Here is a 22,753-nt window from a genome sequence, read left to right as displayed (position 1 = left end):
AGGCGCCCGCGGGCCCCGAACGGCCCAGCGCCTCCGGCCGGGCCGGCCGGAGCGTCAGTCCCGCTCGCAGACGAAGATCGCCGTGCCGGGGATGAGGTTCCCGCGCAGCGGGGACCAGCCGCCCCACTCCTGCTGGTTCCAGGCGGGCCACTCGGGCTCGACGAGGTCGGTCAGCCGGAAGCCGGCGGCGACGACGTCGCGCACGCGGTCACCGAGCGTGCGGTGGTGCTCCACGTAGACGGCGCGGCCCTGCTCGTCCTGCTCCACGTAAGGGGTGCGGTCGAAGTAGGAGGCCGCGACGGACAGGCCCTCGGGGCCCGGCTCGTCGGGGAACGCCCAGCGCACGGGGTGGGTGACGGAGAAGACCCAGCGGCCGCCGGGCCGCAGCACGCGCCGCACCTCGCGCATCACCTGCACCGGGTCCGCGACGAAGGGGACGGCCCCGTAGGCCGAGCACGCCAGGTCGAAGGAGCCGTCGGCGAAGGGCAGGGCGCTCGCGTCGGCCTCGACCAGCGGAACGTCACCGCCGATGCGCAGCGCGTGCTGGAGCTGGCGGTGGGAGAGGTCCAGGGCCACCGGGCGGGCGCCCTGCGCGGCGAGCCAGCGCGAGCACTGGGCCGCGCCGGCGCCGATCTCCAGCACGTCCAGGCCCTTGAGGCCGCTCGCCGGGCCCAGCAGGGCGGCCTCGGCCTCGTCCAGCCCCTCCGGGCCCCAGACGAAGCGGTCGTCGCCGAGGAAGGCGCCGTGCTCCGTCTGGTACTCGTCGGCGTTGCGGTCCCACCAGCCGCGGCTCGCCCGGCTGCTCTCGGCGCCGCCCGTGGTCCGCCGGACCGCTTCCGGCTCGTGCTCTTCGATCATCGGCGGCGTGCCCCCGCGGTAGTGTGCGGCGAGGCCCTCGTGGCCTCGCAAAACATAAGTTGTGACCGGTATGGGGAGATTCGTCCCGGGTGTGCGCCTTCGCGCATTGACCGTGCCCGGCTGCCCCCGTATGCTACAAGTTGCGCTGCGGGCCTGCGCGCCTCAGACGGAGCAGGCCGCGCTCGCACTTGTTGTATGTCCCCTCGGTTGCCGAGGCGCATGCGGTGATCTTCGGATCCCAGAGCCTGTGCCTCCAAGGCTGTCCGGCTTCGGCAGTGCGATACGGGCTCTCGGCGTAGCAGTACCTACGACTCAATGTCCGTACCGGAGCCCTTTCCCACATGACGAGCAGCACCGAGACCACCGCCACCACCCCGCAGGTTGCGGTCAACGACATCGGTAACGAGGAAGCCTTCCTCGCCGCGATCGACGAGACGATCAAGTACTTCAACGACGGCGACATCGTCGACGGCGTCATCGTGAAGGTCGACCGGGACGAGGTCCTGCTCGACATCGGTTACAAGACCGAGGGTGTGATCCCCTCCCGCGAGCTCTCGATCAAGCACGACGTCGACCCGAACGAGGTCGTCAAGGTCGGCGACGAGATCGAGGCCCTGGTTCTCCAGAAGGAGGACAAGGAAGGCCGCCTGATCCTCTCGAAGAAGCGCGCCCAGTACGAGCGCGCCTGGGGCACCATCGAGAAGATCAAGGAAGAGGACGGGATCGTCACCGGTACCGTCATCGAGGTCGTCAAGGGTGGTCTCATCCTCGACATCGGCCTCCGTGGCTTCCTCCCGGCCTCCCTGGTCGAGATGCGCCGTGTCCGCGACCTCCAGCCCTACGTGGGCAAGGAGCTCGAGGCCAAGATCATCGAGCTGGACAAGAACCGCAACAACGTGGTCCTGTCCCGCCGTGCCTGGCTGGAGCAGACCCAGAGCGAGGTCCGCCAGACCTTCCTCACCACCCTCCAGAAGGGTCAGGTGCGCTCCGGCGTCGTCTCCTCCATCGTCAACTTCGGTGCCTTCGTGGACCTGGGCGGCGTCGACGGTCTCGTCCACGTCTCCGAGCTGTCCTGGAAGCACATCGACCACCCGTCCGAGGTTGTCGAGGTCGGCCAGGAAGTCACCGTCGAGGTCCTCGACGTCGACATGGACCGCGAGCGCGTCTCCCTGTCGCTCAAGGCCACCCAGGAAGACCCGTGGCAGCAGTTCGCCCGGACCCACCAGATCGGTCAGGTCGTCCCGGGTAAGGTCACCAAGCTCGTTCCCTTCGGTGCGTTCGTGCGCGTCGACGAGGGCATCGAGGGCCTGGTCCACATCTCCGAGCTGGCCGAGCGCCACGTGGAGATCCCGGAGCAGGTCGTCCAGGTCAACGACGAGATCTTCGTCAAGGTCATCGACATCGACCTCGAGCGTCGTCGCATCAGCCTCTCGCTGAAGCAGGCCAACGAGTCCTTCGGTGCCGACCCGTCCGTGGTCGAGTTCGACCCGACCCTGTACGGCATGGCCGCGTCCTACGACGACCAGGGCAACTACATCTACCCCGAGGGCTTCGACCCCGAGGCCAACGACTGGCTGCCGGGCTACGAGAAGCAGCGCGAGGAGTGGGAGCGCCAGTACGCCGAGGCGCAGCAGCGCTTCGAGCAGCACCAGGCGCAGGTCATCAAGTCCCGCGAGGCGGACGCCGAGGCTGCGGCCGAGGGTGCTCAGGCTGCCCCGCAGGCCGGTGGCGCCCAGGTCTCCGGCGGCTCGTACTCCTCGGAGTCGGCCGACAACTCCGGCGCCCTGGCGTCGGACGAGGCGCTGGCCGCCCTCCGCGAGAAGCTCGCCGGCGGCCAGAGCTGAGGCTCTGCACCACGGCAGCTGACAGCTGACTGAGTAAGGCCCGTTCCCCTTGGGGAGCGGGCCTTACTCGTGTTCTGCTGACAGCCGTTCGTTTCCGTCAGGCGCTCGTTCCCCCGGTGAGATGCGCCGGCGTGATCCGCAAGGCGGGAATGGCGGGGCCCTCCAGGCGCGTTCCCCCGTACGGAACATGAGGAGGAACGGTCACTGTGTTGGATCCGCAGGGTTTGTACGAATGGGAGCCCAAGGGGCTCGCCGTGGCCGACCTGGCCTTGGCCCAGGACACGGCCGGCCTGGTCATGCTCTATCACTTCGACGGCTACATCGACGCGGGGGAGACCGGTGAGCAGATCGTCTCGCGACTCCTGGACACCCTGCCCCATCAGGTCGTGGCCCGCTTCGACCACGACCGGCTCATCGACTACCGCGCCCGGCGCCCGCTGCTGACGTTCCAGCGGGACCGCTGGAGCGCCTACGAGACCCCGGCGATCGAGCTGCGCATCGTGCAGGACGCGACGGGCGCCCCCTTCCTGCTGCTGTCCGGCCCCGAGCCGGACGTCGAGTGGGAGCGGTTCGCCGCCGCCGTGCGGCAGCTGGTCGAGCGCCTCGGCGTGCGGCTGTCCGTCAACTTCCACGGCATCCCCATGGGCGTGCCGCACACCCGCCCCGTGGGCATGACCCCGCACGGCAACCGCACCGACCTGATGCCCGGTCACCGCAGCTTCTTCGACGAGGCGCAGGTGCCGGGGAGCGCAGAGGCCCTCGTCGAGTACCGCCTCGCGGAGGCCGGTCACGACGTGCTCGGCGTCGCCGCCCACGTCCCGCACTACATCGCCCGCTCCGCCTACCCCGACGCGGCCCTCACCGCCCTGGAGGCGGTCACGGCCGCCACGGGCCTGGTGCTGCCCAACGCCGCCCACGCCCTGCGCTCCGAGGCGCTGCGCACCCAGGAGGAGATCGAGCGTCAGATCGCCGAGGGCGACGAGGAGCTCGTCTCCCTGGTGCGCGGGCTTGAGCACCAGTACGACGCCGTGTCCGGGGCCGAGACCCGTGGCAACCTCGTCGCCGAGCCGGTCGAGCTGCCCTCCGCCGACGAACTGGGCGCCGAATTCGAGCGCTTCCTCGCCGACAGGGAGGGCGACAGCGGTCACTGACCGCCCGCCCGCTACCGTGGGGCCCATGCTGAGAGTGGGCCTCACGGGCGGAATCGGTGCCGGCAAGAGCGAGGTGTCGCGGCTGCTGGCTTCGTACGGAGCGGTGATCGTCGATTCCGACAAGATCGCCCGCGAAGTGGTCGAGCCGGGGACGCCCGGACTGGCCGCGATCGTCGCGGAGTTCGGCGAGGCGGTCCTCACGCCCGAGGGCGCGCTCGACCGGCCCCGGCTGGGCGCCGTCGTCTTCGCCGACCCCGACCGGCTGGCCGCCCTCAACGCCATCGTGCACCCCCTCGTCCGGGCCCGCTCCGCCGAACTGGAGGCGGCCGCCGCCCCCGACGCGGTCGTCGTCCACGACGTCCCCCTCCTCGCCGAGAACGGCCTGGCCCCCCTCTACGACCTGGTCCTCGTCGTCGACGCCGGCACCGAAACCCGCCTGGACCGCCTGGTCCGTCTCCGCGGCATGACCCCGGACGAGGCCCGCGCCCGCATGGCGGCCCAGGCCACCCGCGAGGAGCGGCTCGCGGTGGCCGACGTGGTCATCGACAACGACGGCCCGGTCGAGGCGCTCCGGGGCCGTGTCGAGAAGGTCTGGGACGAGCTGCGCGAGCGCAGCGCCCGGCGTTAGTCATATCGGGTGAGGATCCGCCGCCCCGGTGCGCGGGCGGCGCACAGGCGCCGCAAGGGCGTGGCCCCTGCGGCCGGTTTCCTGCACCAACTCCGCCCGCCGCCGGTGCCGTTGCCGCACGCATAGGGTTTCCGCGATTCCGCTCGCCGAGCCGTTTCGAGGAGACCTTGCGTGGCCGTGCCCGAGTTAGCCGCGACGAGCCCGTTCTGCCCGCTGCCCGCACCACGGCCCCTGCCGCGGCTGTTCGGTGTCGGCGTCGTCGTGTTGTCGTTGACCTGCATGGGGGTGATGGTCCGGCAGGCGGAGAAGGCCGCCGGGCTCGTGGCTGGCAAGGGCACGCTGACCGTGGAGAGGTGCGAGCAGCGCCGCGACGGCGGCCACGGGAGCAGCGCCTCGCGTGCGCGCACCCTGTGCTTCGGCTCCTTCCGCGCCGACAGCGGCCGGGTCGTCCGGGACCGCTCGGCCCTGCGGGGCTGGTACGCGACGGGCGAGAAGGTGCGCGTCTACCGCGAGGGCCACGGCTACCACCCGGTCGGCCTGCGGTACTTCTGGAGCGGGCTGGCCTTCTTCTTCGCCGGACTGGCGGGCGTCGCCGTCGGAGTGATGACCACGGTGGTCGGCTACCGCGTGAGGACCGTCGGGGAAACCAGGGCCGCCTGGGCGGTGCTGCGCCGGACCTCCGTCGCGCCCTACGTCACGTGGCTGTTCCGGACCGCCGGAGCCGGGACGGCCGTGTGCGTCCTGCTGCTCCTCGTCTCGCCGTAGGAGGGGAAGGACATGGTCCTGAGGGTCGACCCCGGACAGGTCGAGGCGTTCGCGCGGCAGGTCGGCAGGGGTGCGGAGGACATGCGGGCGGTCCTGGAGTACGTCCGTCGGCACACCGCCCTGTCCCCGGGGGCGGGCGGGCTGTTCGAAGAGGCGTACCACGCGCACGACTCCCTGCGCAGCGACGTCCTGAGCGCCGTGCGGCGCGTGGCCGGACTCCTGCAGAGCTCCTCGGAGGAACTCGCCACGGCGGCCGCCTACTACCGCCGTACCGACCGCGGTGCCGCCGCCGCATTCGATGCGGCGGTCCGGGGACGGGGCGGGGAGCGATGACGCACTTCGCCGACGTGACGGAGGCGGCGGCGTGCCTCGCCCCGCCCGGGGAACCGGACGAGTTCCTCGACCCGCTGAAGCCGGTCAACGAGGCGGCGGAGCTCCTCAGCCCGTCCGGCTGGCTGTTCAAACTGGCGGAGCTGTACCTGCCGAGGGATCCCGTGAAGTGGGCCAAGGAGAGCTTCGCCGGTGACTGGAAGGCTTATGCCAGGTGTGTCTCGGCCTGGCAGGAGACCGGGCGGGCCTGCGACGGCGTCGCGCGCAACCTCCGGTCCGGGAACGCCCGCATCGACGCGACCTGGGACGGCAACGCCGCCGGGGCGGCCGCGCACTACTTCTCCGCTCTCGCCGGACATCTCGCGGACTTCCGCACCACCCTCGACGTGATGGGCGTGGAGTACCTCGCCATCGCCCAGTCGGTCTCCTGCGCCGGGGAAGCCGTCGGCGACTGCCTCGGGGCGATCGTGGACGCGCTGATCGCCCTGGCCCTCACGGCCGCGGTCGAGGCGGCCAGCGGCGGAACCGCCGCCCTCGCGGCCGCGGCGCTGGGCACCGAGGAGCTGCTGACCGTCCTGAGGGAGTGGGAGCTCATGGTCCGGTGCGTCGCCGCGGCCCAGGCGGCGATGCATGCCGGCCACGGCACGCTGGTCCGCCTCGGCACCGAGGCCCTGGCCGGGCTCAACGCCTTCCCGCTGCCCGGCGCGGGCTACGACCACCCTGCGGTGTGAGAGAGGAGAGCCGCCGAAATGGCCGAACCGTACGTGGGCTTCGAGGAGTTCGTGACCCCGGGGCGCAGCGCCGACCGGGCGCGGGCCCTCCACGGGGTGCTGCAGCGGCTGGCTGCCGGAGGCGCGGGCGACGCGCTCCAGGAGATGGCCCGCGAGGTCCTCACGGGCCGCATCGGCCTGCGGGACGCCGTACGGGTGGGGACGTACGCCGAGGCCCTGGGGGAGGGGGTGCGGGCTTTGTCCGAGGCCTGGCGGGCCCTGCCGGAAGAGGAACGCGCGCGGTATGCGGACGAGGCCCGGCGCACGCTCGACGCGGCCCGGGGCGACGGGGCCGTGCCCCCGTACCCGTGCTGACGGCGGCCTCCGTACGGGCCGGGCGGCCGGGCTGAGGGTTACGGGCCGCGCCGGCCCTCTCCGGGGTCGCGGCGTTCGCTGACGGGCCGGTACGGCGGGACGTCCCGGCCCGGCTGGTAGTGCGGGCCCTGCCGGATGTGCCGGATCACCAGGGACAGGTCGACGGCGGTGACGGCGATCAGGACGCCGCAGGCGGCGGCCCAGCCGGGGTGGCCGGTGATCGCGAAGAGCACGGTGCCCGCGACGGCCCAGGCCAGGCCCCAGGCGGCCAGCCCGCAGCGCAGCCGCAGGGGGCTGCGGGCCGTGACGGGTTCGTTGCCGGTGCGCATGGCGGTGCCTCCATCTCCAGCATCCACCCGGAAGGCGCTTCAGGCGTCCGCGAAGTCCGCGAGGAGTGTCCGCGAAGTCCGCGAGGAGGGGTGGAAGGTGCCGCACGGAGCCTGTCACCGCACGGATCCGGTCCTCGCCCGGTCTCGGCCCGGGGTCAGACCAGGCGCCGGATCTCGCCCCGGACGCGGTAGAAGCCTCCGGCGGCGGGGGAGAGGGCGTCGATGACGTAGCGGGCGCCGGCCTCGCGTATGTGCCGGGGGAACTGGACGTTCCAGCGGGGGTCGTAGCCCTCGGAGACGACGTGCACGCGCAGCCGGCCGGCTTCCTGCACGCACTCGACCACGATGCCCGAGGCGGGCGCCGCGCTCACCGTGGCGAGGGTGCGGGCCGGGGTGTATGTGGGCACGGCGGCGGCCGACTTGACGTCCACCGGCACGGGGACGCTGCCCGCCTGCGCGGCGGAGACCGCGCTCTCGCCGGCATCGACGCAGACCAGCGAGCCGTCCGTGGTGACCATGTACAGCTTGTCGTTCAGGTACTGCATGGACAGCGCCGAACCGCTGCCCGTGCCGAGCTTCCACAGGCGGGTGCCGTCCGCCGCGAAGCAGTAGATCGACGAGGCGGAGTCGCCCGCGAAGACGTAGCGGCCGCCGGGCGCGGTGGCGCAGGAGTAGACCACGGTGTCGCACTGGTAGGTGGCCTCGACGGCGCCCGTGGCCTTCGACAGGCGCTGGACGACGCGGCGGTTGGTGCCGGCGTAGACGGCGTGGTCCTCCTGCCAGCCGAACAGCACCGAGCCGGAGGTGGGGGTGTGCCACAGCTCGCCGGTGCCGTCGGGGGCGTAGGCGGTCACTCCGCGCGCGTGCCCGTGGTAGACGGCGTGCTCGTCGCGGCGGACCATCCAGGCGTGGTCGCCGCTGCTGCGGCGCGACCACTGGTGCTCGTCCTCGTGGTCGATGACGGTCAGTCCGCCGTTGCGGTCGGCGACGTCGAGGACGCCCTCGCGGATGTCGAGCCAGAAGATGTCGACGTCGGAGGCGATCTGGTAGGCGGCGAAGGGGAGCTTGGAGGACAGGTCGTAGACCGTGCCGTCGTCGCAGCCGGCGTAGATCCAGAAGTCGTCCGCGACCAGGCACTTGACGCCGGCGGGCAGCTGATAGCGGGCCAGCACCTCGCCGTCGTGGCCGAGGGTGTACACGTGGCCGGCCTGGTTGCCCACCCAGCAGCGGTCCTCGTCCACATGGATGCCGAACGCGGAGGAGCCGGTGGCGAACCGCCACAGCACCGGGGCCACGGCCCGCGCGGTCGACGGCGCGGACGTCACCTCGCGGCGCGTCACGGGCCGGGCCGCCCGCTGCCCGGCCACCGCCGGGGCGTAGCCCTTGCGGACCTTCTCGCCGACCTTCTTCGCCGCCGCGGCCCGGGCCTTCTCCACGCTGGGGAACGACGAGGTCTGGACCTGGCCCGCGGCGCCGATCCGGCCGTAGCGCACCGTGACCGCCGTGCCGGCGACCGTGACCTCGTAGAACTTGTGCGCCCCGCCGCCGTCCTGCGACAGCTCCAGGTACGTCGTCTCTCCCGCCATGGCAAAGCCCCTCTCCCCGTCGGCCGTGCCGGCCGATCTCCGTTGCGCAGCACGCTAGGGGCAGCCACTGACAATCGGTCCGCGGCCTCCTCCTGCGCGAGCGCCGCCGGGGCGGGCGGCGGGGGCGGCCGTCAGAAGAGAGGCTCGGGAAGCACCCCTTCGAGGGACAGGAGCGAGCGCTTGATCTCCAGGCCGCTGCCGAAGCCGCCCAGGCCGCCGTTGCTCTCGATGACGCGGTGACAGGGGACCACGACCGGCAGGGGGTTGCTGCCCATGGCCACGCCCACGGCGCGGGCGGCGCCGCGCTCGCCGACGCGGTCGGCCAGGTCCTGGTAGCTGACCACCGTGCCGTAGGGGACGCCGCCGGCCAGCTCGCGCAGCACCTGGCGGTTGAAGCCCGAGATCAGCGACCAGTCCAGCGGGACGGAGAAGGTCTCCCGGCGGCCCGCGAAGTAGTCCTCGAGCTCGGCCGCGGTCTCGGTGAGGATCTCGCGCGAGGCGCAGGGCCCGGACAGCGGTCCGGTGCCCATGCGGCGGGTGAGGGCGGCCACGGCCTCGGCGGAGACCGCCTCGTCCGCGCGGAAGGAGACCTGCAGCAGCCCCTTGGGCGTCGCCGCGAGCCCCAGCGGTCCGATGGAGGTGCCGACCGTCGTCCAGGCCCACTCCTGCGGGCGGGGCGAGGGGGCCGGGGCAGCCGCCGGGGCGGTCGGTTCCAGGTCCGTCATGGGGCCCAGCGTAGGCCGTTCGGGGCATCGCCGGGCCCCGGACCGGACAAGTGATCCACGATCAAGTGATCCCCTGTCCCCGCGGGCGGCCGCCCTTCCGTGCGGGCGCCTGTCTACAGGCCCAGGATGCTCAGGAACGACAGGCCGTCGTCGTCCTCCTCCTCGTCCTGCTCGGACTGCTCGTCCAGGTCCTCCTCCAGAGCGTCCTCGATCTCGTGCGGGGCGTTGCTGATGATGCCGTCGACGCCCATGCGCGCCAGGTCGACGGCCCGGTCGCCGTTGTCCACGGTCCACGCCGAGACCTCGAGCATCCGCCCGTGCGGCCCCCGCAGGGCGTGCACCGCCCGCACCCAGGCGGCGGTGACGCTCCGGTGGTGCGGGTTGATCTGGTCGGCGAAGGCGGCGTACGAGCGCAGCTCCGAGGCCTTCGGGGCTCCGAGGAAGCCCGTCTTCACGTCCGGCCGCACCCGGTGGAAGGCCTTGAGGGAGGCGGCGCTGAAGGACTGCACGACCAGGGAGCCGCGCACGTGGCGGGCGTTGAGCCACCCGGCGCGCTGCAGCTCGCCCGCCAGCTGCCGCTCGATGCCGGGGTAGAGCTCGGGGGCCTTGACCTCCAGCAGCAGCTTCTGGCGGTTGCGGTCGACGCGCTGCAGGTAGCCGCGCAGCGTGGGCACCCGCTCCCCGGCGAACCGGCGGTCGTACCAGCTGCCCGCGTCGAGCTTGCGGATCTCGGCGAGGGTGAAGTCGGCGATCTTCCAGGGGGCGCGGCCGGGGAAGCGCCGCTTGACGTCGGTCGTCCGCTCCAGGGTGGTGTCGTGCATGACGATCAGGGCACCGTCCTTGGTGCGCTGCACGTCGTTCTCCACCCAGGTGATCCCCAGGTCGGCGGCTCTGTCGACCGAGGCCAGCGTGTTCTCGGGGGCCTGCACGGGCACGCCGCGGTGGCCGATGGCGAGCGGCACGCGCGTGTGCGCGGCGGCCCGCACGGGCTCGGCCGCGCGGGCGTGGGGAGCGGCGAGGACGAGCGTGGACAGGAGGAGCAGCGTGCTGGTCACGGCGGAGACGGGGCGGGTGCGCATACGGGCTCCTCGCGGCGACTGGACACGGACGGGCACGTACAGCGGGGGCCGGGCGTCCCCGGTCCTTGGTGTACGGGATGGGCCTACCTCGGACAAGTACACGACGGGGGCGGGGGCGGGGAGCGGGAACGGCTGTTCTTCGCCGGATCGACGCCGCCCGTTCGCCCCGGGAACGGGGGCCGGACGCCGGGTGTCCGGCCGTTGTCAGTGGGGGGCCGTACCGTGGTCTCATGCGGCCCGTATCGAAGATCGAACGCAAGGTGGCGCCTTTCGAGGTCGTCAGCCCCTTCCAGCCCAGCGGTGACCAGCCGACGGCCATCGCCGAGCTGGAGCGACGTATCCGCGCAGGTGAGAAGGATGTCGTGCTCCTCGGTGCGACCGGTACCGGCAAGTCCGCGACCACCGCGTGGATGATCGAGAAGCTCCAGCGGCCGACGCTCGTCATGGCGCCGAACAAGACCCTGGCGGCCCAGCTCGCCAATGAGTTCCGCGAGCTCCTGCCCAACAACGCCGTCGAATATTTCGTCTCGTACTACGACTACTACCAGCCCGAGGCCTACGTACCGCAGTCGGACACGTACATCGAGAAGGATTCCTCCATCAATGAGGAGGTGGAGCGGCTGCGCCACTCCGCCACCAACTCCCTGCTCACGCGGCGTGACGTCGTGGTGGTGGCCTCGGTGTCCTGCATCTACGGCCTGGGCACCCCCCAGGAGTACGTCGACCGCATGGTGCCGCTGAAGGTCGGCGAGGAGATCGACCGCGACGAGCTGCTGCGCCGCTTCGTGGAGATCCAGTACACCCGCAACGACCTCGCGTTCACCCGGGGCACCTTCCGCGTCCGCGGCGACACCATCGAGATCTTCCCGGTCTACGAGGAGCTCGCGGTCCGCATCGAGATGTTCGGCGACGAGATCGAGGCGCTCTCCACGCTCCACCCGCTCACCGGCGAGGTCCTCTCCGACGACCGGGAGCTGTACGTCTTCCCCGCCAGCCACTACATCGCCGGTGCGGAGCGCATGGAGAAGGCCGTCGCGGGCATCGAGGCGGAGCTGGAGGAGACGCTCGCCCGCATGGAGAAGCAGGGCAAGCTCCTGGAGGCGCAGCGCCTGCGGATGCGCACCACGTACGACATCGAGATGATGCGCCAGATCGGCTCCTGCTCGGGCATCGAGAACTACTCCCTGCACATGGACGACCGCGAGCCCGGCTCCCCGCCCAACACCCTCCTCGACTACTTCCCGGAGGACTTCCTCCTCGTCATCGACGAGTCGCACGTCACCGTGCCCCAGATCGGTGCCATGTACGAGGGCGACGCCTCGCGCAAGCGCACGCTGGTGGAGCACGGCTTCCGGCTGCCCTCGGCCATGGACAACCGCCCGCTGAAGTGGGAGGAGTTCACCGAGCGCATCGGGCAGACGGTCTACCTCTCGGCGACCCCCGGGAAGTACGAGCTCTCGCGCTCGGACGGCTTCGTCGAGCAGATCATCCGCCCCACCGGCCTGGTCGACCCCGAGGTCGTCGTCAAGCCGACCGAGGGTCAGATCGACGACCTGGTGCACGAGATCCGCACGCGCACCGAGAAGGACGAGCGCGTCCTCGTCACCACCCTCACCAAGAAGATGGCCGAGGACCTCACGGAGTACTTCCTGGAGCTCGGCATCCAGGTCCGCTACCTGCACAGCGACGTCGACACGCTGCGCCGCGTGGAGCTGCTGCGCGAGCTGCGGGCCGGCGAGTACGACGTCCTGGTCGGCATCAACCTGCTGCGCGAGGGCCTCGACCTGCCCGAGGTGTCCCTGGTCGCCATCCTGGACGCGGACAAGGAGGGGTTCCTGCGCTCGGGTACCTCCCTGATCCAGACCATCGGGCGTGCCGCGCGCAACGTCTCCGGCCAGGTCCACATGTATGCCGACAAGGTCACCCCGGCGATGGAGAAGGCCATCGACGAGACCAACCGCCGCCGGGCGAAGCAGATCGCGTACAACAAGGAGCGGGGCATCGACCCGCAGCCCCTGCGCAAGAAGATCGGCGACATCGTCGCCACCCTGGCCCGCGAGGAGATCGACACCCAGGAGCTCCTGGGCTCCGGCTACCGGGAGAAGGGCGCCAAGGGCAGGGCCCCGGTGCCCGCCGCGCCGGCCGGGAAGGCGGCGGGCAAGGGTGCCAAGGCCGCCAAGGGCAAGGCGAAGGCCGCCGTCGCGGTGACGGACCGTCCCGCCGCCGAACTGGCTCAGCAGATCGAGGACATGACCGACCGTATGCGGGCCGCGGCCGCGGAGCTGCAGTTCGAGGTCGCCGCCCGGCTGCGCGACGAGGTGAGCGAGCTGAAGAAGGAGCTGCGGCAGATGAAGGAGGCCGGGCTCGCCTGAGGTACGGGCGGGGATGTTGCAAGACCGCCACAAATCCCGTTCGGATTCGTCCGGGGTCGGGGTCCGTGCGTAGGGTCGGGGCGGAGGCCGTGCGGACGCCCGGCCCACGGGGATGAGAAACGAGAAGGGACTGCGCGTGACGGTCAACTTGTCCAAGGGTCAGGGCATCAGCCTGCAGAAGGCAGACGGAGGCACCCTGACCGCCGTGCGGATGGGGCTTGGCTGGCAGGCCGCCCCCCGCCGCGGACTGTTCGGGTCGCGCACGAGGGAGATCGACCTCGATGCCTCGGCGGTGCTCTTCGCCGGGGGTCAGCCGGTGGACGTGGTCTTCTTCCGCCACCTGGTCAGCGACGACGGCTCGGTGCGGCACACCGGTGACAACCTGGTCGGCGGCGCCGGCACGGGCGGCGACGACGAGGCCATCCTCGTCGACCTGCAGCGCGTCCCGGTGCACATCGACCAGATCGTCTTCACGGTGAACTCCTTCACCGGCCAGACGTTCTCCGAGGTGCAGAACGCCTTCTGCCGCCTGGTCGACGAGACCAACGGCCAGGAGCTCGCCCGCTACACCCTCGACGGCGGCGGCGCGTACACCGCGCAGATCATGGCGAAGGTCCACCGCTCCGGCACCGGCTGGGCGATGACCGCCATCGGCAACCCGGCCAATGGCAAGACCTTCCAGGACCTCATGCCGGCGATCCTGCCGAGCCTGTAGGCATACGCATCCTGAGAAGCATCCCGGGCCCGGCGGAGAGCGTTTCCGCCGGGCCCGCGGGCACGACGAGCGCAGCACGAGCATGAACAACGAGGGGGCGCAGCAATGACGGCCGAGCTGGTGCGGGGGCAGAACCACCCGCTGTCCGGTACCCGCCTGGAGATCCGGGTCTCGGCGGGAGGACCCGTCGTCGCGGGCGCCACGCTCGCCGGCGCGGACGGCAAGGTGGCCGGCGCCGACCGCGTCGCGCACCCCGCCTCCCACCGTCTCCCCGGCCTGGAGGTCTCCCGGCAGGCCGCGGCCGACCACCGGCTCGCCGTCGACCTGGAGGCCCTCCCCGAGGACGTGCACCGGGTCCACGTGATGCTCGCGCTGCCCACCGGGGCGGGCGGGCCCACGTCCTTCGGCGCGCTGGCCGCCCCGTTCTTCGCCGTCACCGAGCTCGACGGGGCCGAGATCGCCACCTTCACGATCACGGACCTCGGCGTGGAGTCCGCCGTCGTCGCCCTGGAGCTGTACCGCAGGCAGGGCGCCTGGAAGGTGCGCGCCGTCGGCCAGGGGTACGCGGGCGGGCTCGCCGCGATGCTGCACGACCAGGGGCTGGAGAAGGCCTTCGAGACCGCCGCGGCCATCAACGAGGCCGTCATCCGGGGCATGGCCCGCACGGTCGCACCGCCGCCCCCGCGCCCGGCAGCGGACCCCGCGCCGCAGGCCCCGGCGCCGCAGGCCCCCGCGCCCGGCGGCGGCCCCGTCGACTACCGCCACCCCCGCCGCGCCACCGCGACGCCCCCGGACCCTGCTCCGGCCGCCGCCCCGCCCGCCGGGCCGGGGCAGCCGCCCCGCCCCGTCGCGGGCGACGCCAACGGCTGGACCATGAACGAGCGGCTCTACAACCAGGTGTGGGGCATGTTCGAGGACCTGGCGCGCTCGGCCGCCGCCTACCGCAGCGCCGTCGACTTCGCGGAGTCGCGCCTGGAGCAGGAGCTGGACAAGGTCCTCTCCGACCCGGCCACCCGCGTGGGCCCCGCGGCCGACGCGGCCCGCGCCGCGGCCCGGGCCCGGCAGGCGAGCCTGGTGGAGCAGGCCCGGGCCGTCCTCGACCGCGACCTCGCCCAGCTCGCCGCCGAGGCCGAGGTCGTCGAGCACGCGCTGCCGCCGGCCTTCGCCCGCTGGGACAGCCCGGTCTGGCAGGGCTTCCAGGTGCCGCTGGAGACCCCGATGGCGCTGCGCCTGGGCGAGCTGCACCTGCCGGAGCGCACCGACCTGCGGATCCCCATGCTGGTGCGGCTGCCCCTGGAGCGCGGGCTGTGGATCGACAGCGGCCGCACCTCCGGCCTCAAGGCGTCGATCGTGGACTCCTCGGAGCTGCGCCGGCTGGCCATGGAGACGGCGGTCGCCCACGCCGCGCGGCTGCTGGCCGTGCATCCCGTCGGCGACTACACGGTGCACGTGATCGACCCGGCGGGCGCGGCCGGCGGGGCGCTCGCGCCGCTGCTGCAGTCCGGCGCGCTGAAGGAGGCTCCCGCGGCCGGTGCGCAGGGCGTCTCCGCGCTGCTGGAGCGGCTGACGCGCCGCGTCGACCTGGTGCAGATGGCCGCGCGCAGCGGCGCCGCAGACTCCCTCCCGCCGGACGTGGACACCGCGGAGCAGCTGCTGATCGTCAACGACTTCCCGCACGGCTTCGACGACCGCTCGGTCAACCAGCTGCGGTACATCGCGGACGAGGGGCCGTCCGTGGGGGTGCACCTGATGATGGTCGCCGACCGGGAGGACGCCCGGGGGCACGGGCCGGTGCTCGACCCGCTCTGGCGCGCCCTGCTGCGCATCACGCCGGTCCCCGACGACCACCTCGCCGACCCGTGGGTCGGGCACACCTGGACGTACGAGCCCTCGCTCGTGCCGGTCGGCAGCGATGTCCTGGGGCAGGTGCTGCGGAGCGTGGGCCAGGCGCGGCAGGCGTATGGCATCTAGCAGGTAAAGCGCTACTGAGCTGGGGTTTTTGGCTTTTCTTTACTCTTTCATGGGTCTTCCTGTACCGTTCTGAGGACTGCCGTACGCCCGTACGACGTACCGGAGGAACAGTGGACGTCTCCCTGACCCTGTGGGTGCTGACCATTCTCGGTCTGTGCGCCCTCGTCGCCGCCGACTTCTTCATCGGAGGCCGCAAGCCGCACGAGGTCTCCCTCAAGGAAGCCGGAGTGTGGACGGCGGTCTGGGTCGCCCTCGCCGGCCTCTTCGGCCTCGGCCTGCTGCTCTTCGGTGGCGGCCAGCCGGCCGGCGAGTTCTTCGCGGGCTTCATCACCGAGAAGTCGCTCAGCGTCGACAACCTCTTCGTCTTCGTCCTGATCATGGCGAAGTTCGCGGTCCCGCCGATATACCAGCAGCGCGTCCTGATGGTCGGCGTGCTCATCGCGCTGGTCCTGCGGGCCGGGTTCATCGGTGCGGGCGCGGCGATCATCGCCAACTTCTCCTGGGTCTTCTACATCTTCGGCGCCTTCCTCATCTGGACGGCCTGGAAGCTCATCCAGGAGGCGCGCGCCGACGAGGAGGACGAGGAGTTCGAGGAGAATCGTTTCCTCAAGCTGGTGGAGAAGCGCTTCCCCTCCACGGACCGCTACCACGGCACCAAGCTCTTCATCGTGGAGAACGGCAAGCGCCTGATGACGCCGATGCTGATCGTCATGCTGGCGATCGGCACCACCGACGTCCTCTTCGCCCTGGACTCGATCCCCGCGATCTTCGGCCTCACCCAGGACCCGTACATCGTCTTCACGGCCAACGCCTTCGCCCTCATGGGCCTGCGCCAGCTGTACTTCCTGATCGGCGGACTGCTGAAGAAGCTCGTCCACCTCTCGTACGGCCTGTCGGTCATCCTGGGCTTCATCGGCGTCAAGCTCGTCCTGCACGCCCTCCACGAGAACGGCGTGGGCGTCCCCGAGATCAGCATCCCGGTGTCCCTCGGCGTGATCTGCGCGGTGCTGGTCGTCACCACGATCACCAGCCTCCGCGCCTCCCGCAAGCAGGAGCGGGAGGCCGCTGCGGAGGCCGCGGTCGCCCCGCAGGCCGAGGGTGCCCCGGAGGGCAAGGACGAGGTCCGCGTCTGATGCAGGCCCCGCCCCTGCCGCCCGCGCTTCACCGGAGGCCGTCCCCGCTCAGGCGGGGGCGGCCTCCGCGGCTGCTCCGGGCGCCGCGGCCGGCCGGGTCTCGGGCAGCAGGGCGAAGCAGCCCAGGCTGACGAGGGCGACGGCCACGAGGTAGCCGGCGACCGCCCAGGGCGGGCCGGAGCCCTGCGCCAGCGCCGTCGCCGCGACCGGGGTGAGCCCGCCGCCCACCACTCCGGCCAGGTTGTAGCCGAACGCCGCCCCCGTGCAGCGCACCCGGGTCTCGAACAGCTCCGGGAGGTAGGCGGCCACGACGCCGACCACCGCCGCGAAGGGCACCGCCGTCACCATGAAGCCCAGCAGCATCCAGGCGGGCCGCCCGGTGTGCAGCAGGCCCATCAGCGGGGTCATCCACAGGCCCAGGCCGGCGCTCCCGGCCAGGCACAGGGAACGCCGCCCGTAACGGTCGCCCAGCACGGCGAAGAACGGGATGAGCAGGCTGGAGACGACGACGCCCGCCATGATGCAGCCGAGCATGGCCGTGCGGCCGACCTCCAGCTGCTCGGTGCCGTAGGCCAGGGCCCACGTGCTGATCGCGTAGTGGACGGCGTAGACGAGGGAGAGCCCGCCCGCGGTCAGCAGGACCGGCCGCCAGTGGCCGCGCAGGAGCTCGGCGAAGGGCAGGGCCGCCCGGGTGTCCGTGGCCTCCATCGCGCGGAACTGCGGCGTCTCCGGGAGCCGCGAGCGCAGCAGCAGGCCGGCCGCCGCCATGAGGCCCGCGCCCCAGAACGGCACCCGCCAGCCCCAGGCCAGGTAGTCCGCCTCGGAGAGCCCCGCCGACAGCACCAGGGCGAGGCCGTTGGCCAGCAGGAACCCCACCGGAGCGCCGAGCTGAGGGAAGCTGGTCCACAGGGCGCGGCGGTGCGCCGGGGCGTGCTCCCCGGTCAGCAGCACCGCCCCGCCCCACTCCCCGCCGAGCCCCAGCCCCTGCGCGAACCGCAGGGCGAGCAGGAGCAGCGGTGCGGCGATGCCGATGCTGTCGTAGGTGGGGACGAGCCCCACGGCGACCGTGGCCAGGCCCGTCAGCAGCAGGGAGGCCATGAGGACGGGCCGCCGCCCGTGCCGGTCGCCGATGTGGCCGAAGAGCACCGCGCCCAGCGGGCGGGCGAGGAAGCCGACCCCGAAGGTGCCGAAGGCGGCGAGGGTGCCGAGCAGCGGGGAGACGGTGGGGAAGTACAGCGGACCGAGGACGAGGGCCGCTGCGGTGCCGTAGACGTAGAAGTCGTAGAACTCGATGGCGGTGCCGGTCATGGCGGCGAGCGCCAGGCGTGGCATGGACGGCCGGCGCGGGGGCGGGGTGCTGTGCGGTTGCATGTACTGCCCAACAGCCAGTCGGCAGGGAGGCAACGGGCGTGCGGGGGCGCGGCGGGGGGCGCGTGGGGCCGGGAGGGCCGCAGAATATTTTTCGTCCGGATTTGCGTAGGTATGGCGATCCGGCTCGGGGAGGAGTACCTTAAGAAATGAGGCCGCCGCATCCGGAGTGATTTGGATGGACGGCCTCACTGCATGCCCGGAGGAATCCGGTGCGGGGGAGGGTCACCAGCCGCGTTCGCGCCATTCGGCGAGGTGGGGGCGCTCGGCGCCCAGCGTGGTGTCCGCGCCGTGGCCCGGGTAGACCCACGTCTCGTCCGGGAGCTGCCCGAAGAGCTTCGTCTCCACGTCGTGGAGGAGGCTTGCGAAGGCCTTCGGGTCGTCGTGGGTGTTGCCGACGCCGCCCGGGAACAGGCAGTCGCCGGTGAACACATGCGGGTGACCGTGCGGGTCGTCGTAGACCAGCGCGATGCTGCCCGGGGTGTGCCCCACCAGGTGCCGTGCGGTCAGCTCCACGCGGCCGACGCGGATGACGTCGCCGTCGGCCACGGGCACGGCGGTCGGCACGGGGATGCCCTCGGCGTCCTCCCGGCCCGCGTAGGTGGTGGCGCCGGTGGCGTCGACCACCTCCTGCAGGGCCTGCCAGTGGTCGCCGTGCCGGTGCGTGGTGACCACGGAGGCGATGCCGCTGTCCCCGATCAGGGAGAGCAGGGTGTGCGGCTCGGCGGCGGCGTCGATCAGCAACTGCTCGTCCGTCGCGCGGCAGCGCAGCAGATACGCGTTGTTGTCCATCGGCCCGACCGCGACCTTCGAGATCATCACGTCGGTCAGCTCGTGCACGTCCGCCGGTCCGCCGACCTTCACCGCTCCGCTGTACGTCATGAACCCAGCCTATTCCTTCGGGCCGTTCACAGCGGGGGGAGGGCGGGGAGCGGGGCGCCCGCGGTGTCCAGCGCCGCGCCCTTGTCGCCCCGGCCCGCGAGCCAGCCCAGGAGGTCGGCGGGCCGGCCGCTGACCGTGACCGGGGCGCCCTCGGCGGTGCCGCCCGTGTGCCAGCGCCTGCCGTCGTCGGCGACGACCGTGACGGCGGGGATCCCGGGCCGGGCCGACCAGCGGTCGGCGAGGAACGCGATCTCCCGTCCGGTGAACTCCTCCGGCAGGTCCTGCAGCTCGTAGCCGACGCCCAGGTCGACGAGGTGCAGCTCCAGCTCGATCCAGCGGCGGAAGGGGACGCGGGCGGCCTTGTCGGTCACGCCGTTGCGCATGGTGATCGTGCGGTCCCAGTCGGCGGGGACGGCGGCCTGGGCCCGCAGGCGCTCGGCGCTGTCGCGCAGGTCGGCGAGGTGCTCCGCCGGGGAGCGGCCCGCGCCCTTCTCGATGTCCTCGTCGCGGGCCTCGGCGGTCACGTACATGGGACGGCCGGCCAGGACGTTGACGAGGGCGTCCGCGTTGCGCGCGACGTGCGCCATCACGTGCCCGCGGCTCCAGCCCGGGAGCCGGGACGGGGCGGTCACGGCGGCGGCGTCGAGGGCGCCGGCAGCGCTCAGGAACCGCTCGGTCGCTTCGTGTACAGAGGCCAGGTCGCGCACGTGGTCGATCATGCGGCCGACGATAGCGCGGCCACTCGTCCGGGTGAAGGTGTCCGGCTCCGGCCGTAAATCGAATGTGCGTGCTATAGGCTCGATGAGGCATCGGATCCGACATCCGCGCGGCGACCCCCATACCCTGGGTCGGGGGTGCGCGCCCCATCGCTCCCAAGAACCACTCCCAAGAACCACTCTCAGGAACCACCCCCTTCTTCGTTCTCAAGAAAGGTGCCGACCGGCGTGGCTGACCGTCTCATCGTCCGTGGCGCTCGCGAGCACAACCTCAAGAACGTCTCGCTCGACCTCCCCCGCGACTCCCTCATCGTCTTCACGGGGCTCTCCGGCTCGGGCAAGTCGTCCCTCGCGTTCGACACGATCTTCGCCGAGGGGCAGCGCCGCTACGTCGAGTCGCTCTCCTCCTACGCCCGGCAGTTCCTCGGGCAGATGGACAAGCCCGATGTGGACTTCATCGAGGGCCTGTCCCCGGCCGTCTCCATCGACCAGAAGTCGACCTCGCGCAACCCGCGCTCGACGGTCGGCACGATCACCGAGGTCTACGACTACCTCCGGCTGCTCTTCGCCCGCATCGGCAAGCCGCACTGCCCCGAGTGCAGCCGCCCCATCACCCGCCAGTCGCCGCAGGCGATCGTGGACAAGGTGCTGGAGCTCCCCGAGGGCAGCCGCTTCCAGGTGCTCTCGCCGCTGGTGCGCGAGCGCAAGGGCGAGTTCGTCGACCTCTTCTCCGACCTGCAGACCAAGGGCTACAGCCGGGCCCGGGTGGACGGCGAGACCATCCAGCTCTCCGACCCGCCCAAGCTCAAGAAGCAGGAGAAGCACACCATCGAGGTGGTCGTCGACCGCCTCACCGTCAAGGACGGCGCCAAGCGCCGGCTGACCGACTCGGTCGAGACCGCCCTGGGCCTCGCCGGCGGCATGGTCATCCTCGACTTCGTCGACCTCCCCGAGGACGACCCCGAGCGCGAGCGGATGTACTCCGAGCACCTCTACTGCCCCTACGACGACCTGTCGTTCGAGGAGCTGGAGCCCCGCTCGTTCTCCTTCAACTCGCCCTTCGGCGCCTGCCCGGAGTGCACCGGCATCGGCACCCGCATGGAGGTCGACCCCGAGCTGATCGTCCCGGACCCGGAGAAGTCCCTGGACGAGGGCGCGATCAGCCCCTGGTCGCACGGCCACACCAAGGACTACTTCAGCCGCCTGGTCGGCGCCCTCGCCGACGCCCTCGGCTTCCGCACGGACATCCCCTGGGCCGGCCTGCCCGCGCGCGCCAAGAAGGCCCTGCTCAACGGCCACAAGACGCAGATCGAGGTGCGCTACCGCAACCGCTACGGGCGCGAGCGCGCGTACACCACCGCCTTCGAGGGCGCGGTGCCCTTCGTCAAGCGGCGCCACTCCGAGGCCGAGAGCGACGCCAGCCGCGAGCGCTTCGAGGGCTACATGCGCGAGGTGAACTGCCCCACCTGCGAGGGCACGCGCCTGAAGCCGATCGTGCTCGCCGTCACCGTCCAGGGCCGGTCCATCGCGGAGGTCTCCGCGATGTCGATCAGCGAATGCGCCGACTTCCTGCGGGACATGACGCTCACCGGCCGCGAGAAGAAGATCGCCGAGCGGGTCCTCAAGGAGGTCAACGAGCGCCTGAAGTTCCTCGTCGACGTCGGCCTGGACTACCTCTCGCTCAACCGCGCCGCGGGCACCCTCTCCGGCGGCGAGGCCCAGCGCATCCGCCTCGCCACGCAGATCGGCTCCGGCCTCGTCGGCGTGCTCTACGTGCTGGACGAGCCCTCCATCGGCCTCCACCAGCGCGACAACCACCGCCTCATCGAGACCCTCGTCCGCCTGCGCGACATGGGCAACACGCTCATCGTCGTCGAGCACGACGAGGACACCATCAAGGTCGCCGACTGGGTCGTGGACATCGGCCCCGGCGCCGGCGAGCACGGCGGCAAGGTCGTGCACAGCGGGCCCCTGAAGGAGCTCCTGCGCAACAAGGAGTCGATGACCGGGCACTACCTCTCCGGCAAGAAGGCCATCGCCATACCGGACGCCCGCCGGCCCGTCGACCCCGAGCGCCGGATCACCGTCCGCGGCGCCCGCGAGAACAACCTGCAGGACATCGACGTCTCCTTCCCGCTCGGCGTGCTCACGGCCGTCACCGGCGTCTCCGGCTCCGGCAAGTCGACCCTGGTCAACGACATCCTGTACACGCACCTCGCCCGCGAGCTCAACGGCGCCCGGGCCGTGCCCGGCCGCCACACGCGCGTCGACGGCGACGACCTGGTCGACAAGGTCGTCCACGTCGACCAGTCGCCCATCGGCCGCACCCCGCGCTCCAACCCGGCCACGTACACCGGTGTCTTCGACCACGTCCGCAAGCTCTTCGCGGAGACGATGGAGGCCAAGGTCCGCGGCTATCTGCCCGGCCGCTTCTCCTTCAACGTCAAGGGCGGCCGCTGCGAGAACTGCTCCGGCGACGGCACCATCAAGATCGAGATGAACTTCCTGCCGGACGTGTACGTGCCGTGCGAGGTCTGCCACGGCGCGCGCTACAACCGGGAGACCCTGGAGGTGCACTACAAGGGCAAGTCCATCGCCGAGGTGCTGGACATGCCCATCGAGGAGGCGCTCTCCTTCTTCGAGGCCGTGCCCACCATCGCCCGCCACCTGCGCACGCTCCACGAGGTCGGCCTCGGCTACGTCCGCCTCGGGCAGTCCGCGCCGACGCTCTCCGGCGGCGAGGCCCAGCGCGTGAAGCTCGCCAGCGAGCTGCAGAAGCGCTCCACGGGCCGCACGGTCTACGTCCTGGACGAGCCCACCACCGGCCTGCACTTCGAGGACATCAACAAGCTCATCTCGGTGCTGGCCGGCCTGGTCGACAAGGGCAACAGCGTCATCGTCATCGAGCACAACCTCGACGTGATCAAGACCGCCGACTGGGTCGTGGACATGGGCCCCGAGGGCGGCAGCGGCGGCGGCCTGGTCATCGCCGAGGGCACGCCCGAGGAGGTCGCGTCCGTGCCGTCCAGCCACACCGGCAAGTTCCTGCGGGAGCTGCTGGGGGACCGGGTGAGCGATGCGCCCGCGGTCTCCGCACCGAAGGCGCGGAAGAAGGCCGTCGCCAAGACGGCCGCGGCCAAGACGACAGCCGCCAAGAAGGCGCCGGCGAAGAAGGCCGCCGCCCGGAAGGCGTGACCGCGCCCTCCCCGGCGGAGG

20 protein-coding genes are annotated in these 22,753 nt (G+C 71.8%); 12 read left to right on the top strand and 8 right to left on the bottom strand.

The genetic code is table 11. The features are described from left to right. Positions 1–54 precede the first annotated feature (54 nt). Positions 55–858, bottom strand: a complete 804-nt coding sequence (locus NQU55_RS17455; RefSeq protein WP_168095647.1) for a class I SAM-dependent methyltransferase — start codon at positions 856–858, stop codon at positions 55–57. A 341-nt stretch (positions 859–1,199) separates the two neighbouring features. Here NQU55_RS17455 and rpsA point away from each other — a divergent pair, with 341 nt between their 5' ends. From rpsA to NQU55_RS17420, 7 genes are all read left to right on the top strand, one after another. Then, the gene (rpsA, locus tag NQU55_RS17450) at positions 1,200–2,702 is read left to right on the top strand and encodes a 30S ribosomal protein S1 (protein ID WP_058044905.1); all 1,503 of its coding nucleotides are present in this window, start codon (positions 1,200–1,202) and stop codon (positions 2,700–2,702) included. Between the two features lie 206 nt (positions 2,703–2,908). Further along, positions 2,909–3,853, top strand: a complete 945-nt coding sequence (locus NQU55_RS17445) for a PAC2 family protein (protein ID WP_256790815.1) — start codon at positions 2,909–2,911, stop codon at positions 3,851–3,853. A 25-nt stretch (positions 3,854–3,878) separates the two neighbouring features. Then, positions 3,879–4,481 carry a dephospho-CoA kinase gene (gene coaE, locus NQU55_RS17440; protein ID WP_256790814.1) on the top strand — a complete coding sequence of 201 codons (603 nt, stop codon included), beginning with the start codon at positions 3,879–3,881 and terminating at the stop codon, positions 4,479–4,481. Between the two features lie 177 nt (positions 4,482–4,658). Then, complete coding sequence (locus tag NQU55_RS17435) at positions 4,659–5,246, top strand: hypothetical protein (RefSeq protein WP_256790813.1); 588 nt, start codon at positions 4,659–4,661, stop codon at positions 5,244–5,246. 12 nt (positions 5,247–5,258) lie between these two features. Further along, positions 5,259–5,579: a WXG100 family type VII secretion target gene (locus NQU55_RS17430; RefSeq protein WP_256790812.1), complete on the top strand. Its 321-nt coding sequence runs from the start codon at positions 5,259–5,261 to the stop codon at positions 5,577–5,579. Further along, entirely contained in the window at positions 5,576–6,307 is a 732-nt protein-coding gene (locus NQU55_RS17425; protein ID WP_256790811.1) for a hypothetical protein, read from the top strand. Before NQU55_RS17430 ends, NQU55_RS17425 begins: the two co-directional genes overlap by 4 nt. A gap of 18 nt (positions 6,308–6,325) precedes the next feature. Then, positions 6,326–6,661: an HMG-box domain-containing protein gene (locus NQU55_RS17420; protein WP_256790810.1), complete on the top strand. Its 336-nt coding sequence runs from the start codon at positions 6,326–6,328 to the stop codon at positions 6,659–6,661. A gap of 38 nt (positions 6,662–6,699) precedes the next feature. Here the strand turns inward: NQU55_RS17420 and NQU55_RS17415 are convergent, their stop codons facing one another. The 4 genes from NQU55_RS17415 to NQU55_RS17400 all read right to left on the bottom strand — a co-directional run bounded on the left by NQU55_RS17415 (position 6,700) and on the right by NQU55_RS17400 (position 10,380). Then, entirely contained in the window at positions 6,700–6,990 is a 291-nt protein-coding gene (locus tag NQU55_RS17415; RefSeq protein WP_256790809.1) for a DUF6343 family protein, read from the bottom strand. 155 nt (positions 6,991–7,145) lie between these two features. Further along, complete coding sequence (locus tag NQU55_RS17410; RefSeq protein WP_256790808.1) at positions 7,146–8,576, bottom strand: WGR domain-containing protein; 1,431 nt, start codon at positions 8,574–8,576, stop codon at positions 7,146–7,148. Positions 8,577–8,707: 131 nt separating this feature from the next. After that, entirely contained in the window at positions 8,708–9,301 is a 594-nt protein-coding gene (locus NQU55_RS17405) for a methylated-DNA--[protein]-cysteine S-methyltransferase (protein WP_168093529.1), read from the bottom strand. A gap of 113 nt (positions 9,302–9,414) precedes the next feature. Then, a complete protein-coding gene (locus NQU55_RS17400) occupies positions 9,415–10,380 on the bottom strand; it encodes a glycerophosphodiester phosphodiesterase (RefSeq protein ID WP_168093528.1) in 966 nt (321 codons plus the stop codon). A gap of 230 nt (positions 10,381–10,610) precedes the next feature. Between NQU55_RS17400 and uvrB the strand changes: the two genes are divergently transcribed. From uvrB to NQU55_RS17380, 4 genes are all read left to right on the top strand, one after another. Then, positions 10,611–12,752, top strand: coding sequence for an excinuclease ABC subunit UvrB (gene uvrB / locus NQU55_RS17395; protein ID WP_168093527.1), 2,142 nt, complete (start codon positions 10,611–10,613; stop codon positions 12,750–12,752). A 136-nt stretch (positions 12,753–12,888) separates the two neighbouring features. Then, on the top strand, positions 12,889–13,467 hold the full coding sequence (locus NQU55_RS17390) for a TerD family protein (RefSeq protein ID WP_168093526.1): 579 nt from the start codon (positions 12,889–12,891) through the stop codon (positions 13,465–13,467). A 105-nt stretch (positions 13,468–13,572) separates the two neighbouring features. Continuing rightward, the gene (locus NQU55_RS17385) at positions 13,573–15,438 is read left to right on the top strand and encodes a TerD family protein (protein ID WP_168093525.1); all 1,866 of its coding nucleotides are present in this window, start codon (positions 13,573–13,575) and stop codon (positions 15,436–15,438) included. 110 nt (positions 15,439–15,548) lie between these two features. Beyond that, complete coding sequence (locus tag NQU55_RS17380) at positions 15,549–16,571, top strand: TerC family protein (protein WP_168093524.1); 1,023 nt, start codon at positions 15,549–15,551, stop codon at positions 16,569–16,571. A 48-nt stretch (positions 16,572–16,619) separates the two neighbouring features. Here the strand turns inward: NQU55_RS17380 and NQU55_RS17375 are convergent, their stop codons facing one another. The 3 genes from NQU55_RS17375 to NQU55_RS17365 all read right to left on the bottom strand — a co-directional run bounded on the left by NQU55_RS17375 (position 16,620) and on the right by NQU55_RS17365 (position 19,540). Beyond that, entirely contained in the window at positions 16,620–17,903 is a 1,284-nt protein-coding gene (locus NQU55_RS17375) for an MFS transporter (protein ID WP_168093523.1), read from the bottom strand. A gap of 261 nt (positions 17,904–18,164) precedes the next feature. Further along, the gene (locus tag NQU55_RS17370) at positions 18,165–18,821 is read right to left on the bottom strand and encodes an MBL fold metallo-hydrolase (protein WP_168093522.1); all 657 of its coding nucleotides are present in this window, start codon (positions 18,819–18,821) and stop codon (positions 18,165–18,167) included. 26 nt (positions 18,822–18,847) lie between these two features. Beyond that, positions 18,848–19,540: a maleylpyruvate isomerase family mycothiol-dependent enzyme gene (locus NQU55_RS17365; protein ID WP_168093521.1), complete on the bottom strand. Its 693-nt coding sequence runs from the start codon at positions 19,538–19,540 to the stop codon at positions 18,848–18,850. A 225-nt stretch (positions 19,541–19,765) separates the two neighbouring features. On the opposite strand from NQU55_RS17365, the gene uvrA reads away from it, so the two are divergent. Further along, the gene (gene uvrA / locus NQU55_RS17360) at positions 19,766–22,732 is read left to right on the top strand and encodes an excinuclease ABC subunit UvrA (RefSeq protein WP_168093520.1); all 2,967 of its coding nucleotides are present in this window, start codon (positions 19,766–19,768) and stop codon (positions 22,730–22,732) included. The last annotated feature ends 21 nt before the right edge of the window (positions 22,733–22,753 follow it).

It is taken from the genome of Streptomyces telluris, from assembly GCF_024519335.1.
GTDB classification, from domain to species: domain Bacteria; phylum Actinomycetota; class Actinomycetes; order Streptomycetales; family Streptomycetaceae; genus Streptomyces; species Streptomyces telluris.
Note: the sequence above shows the minus strand (reverse complement) of the source record. Positions and strands in the feature narration are given on the sequence as shown.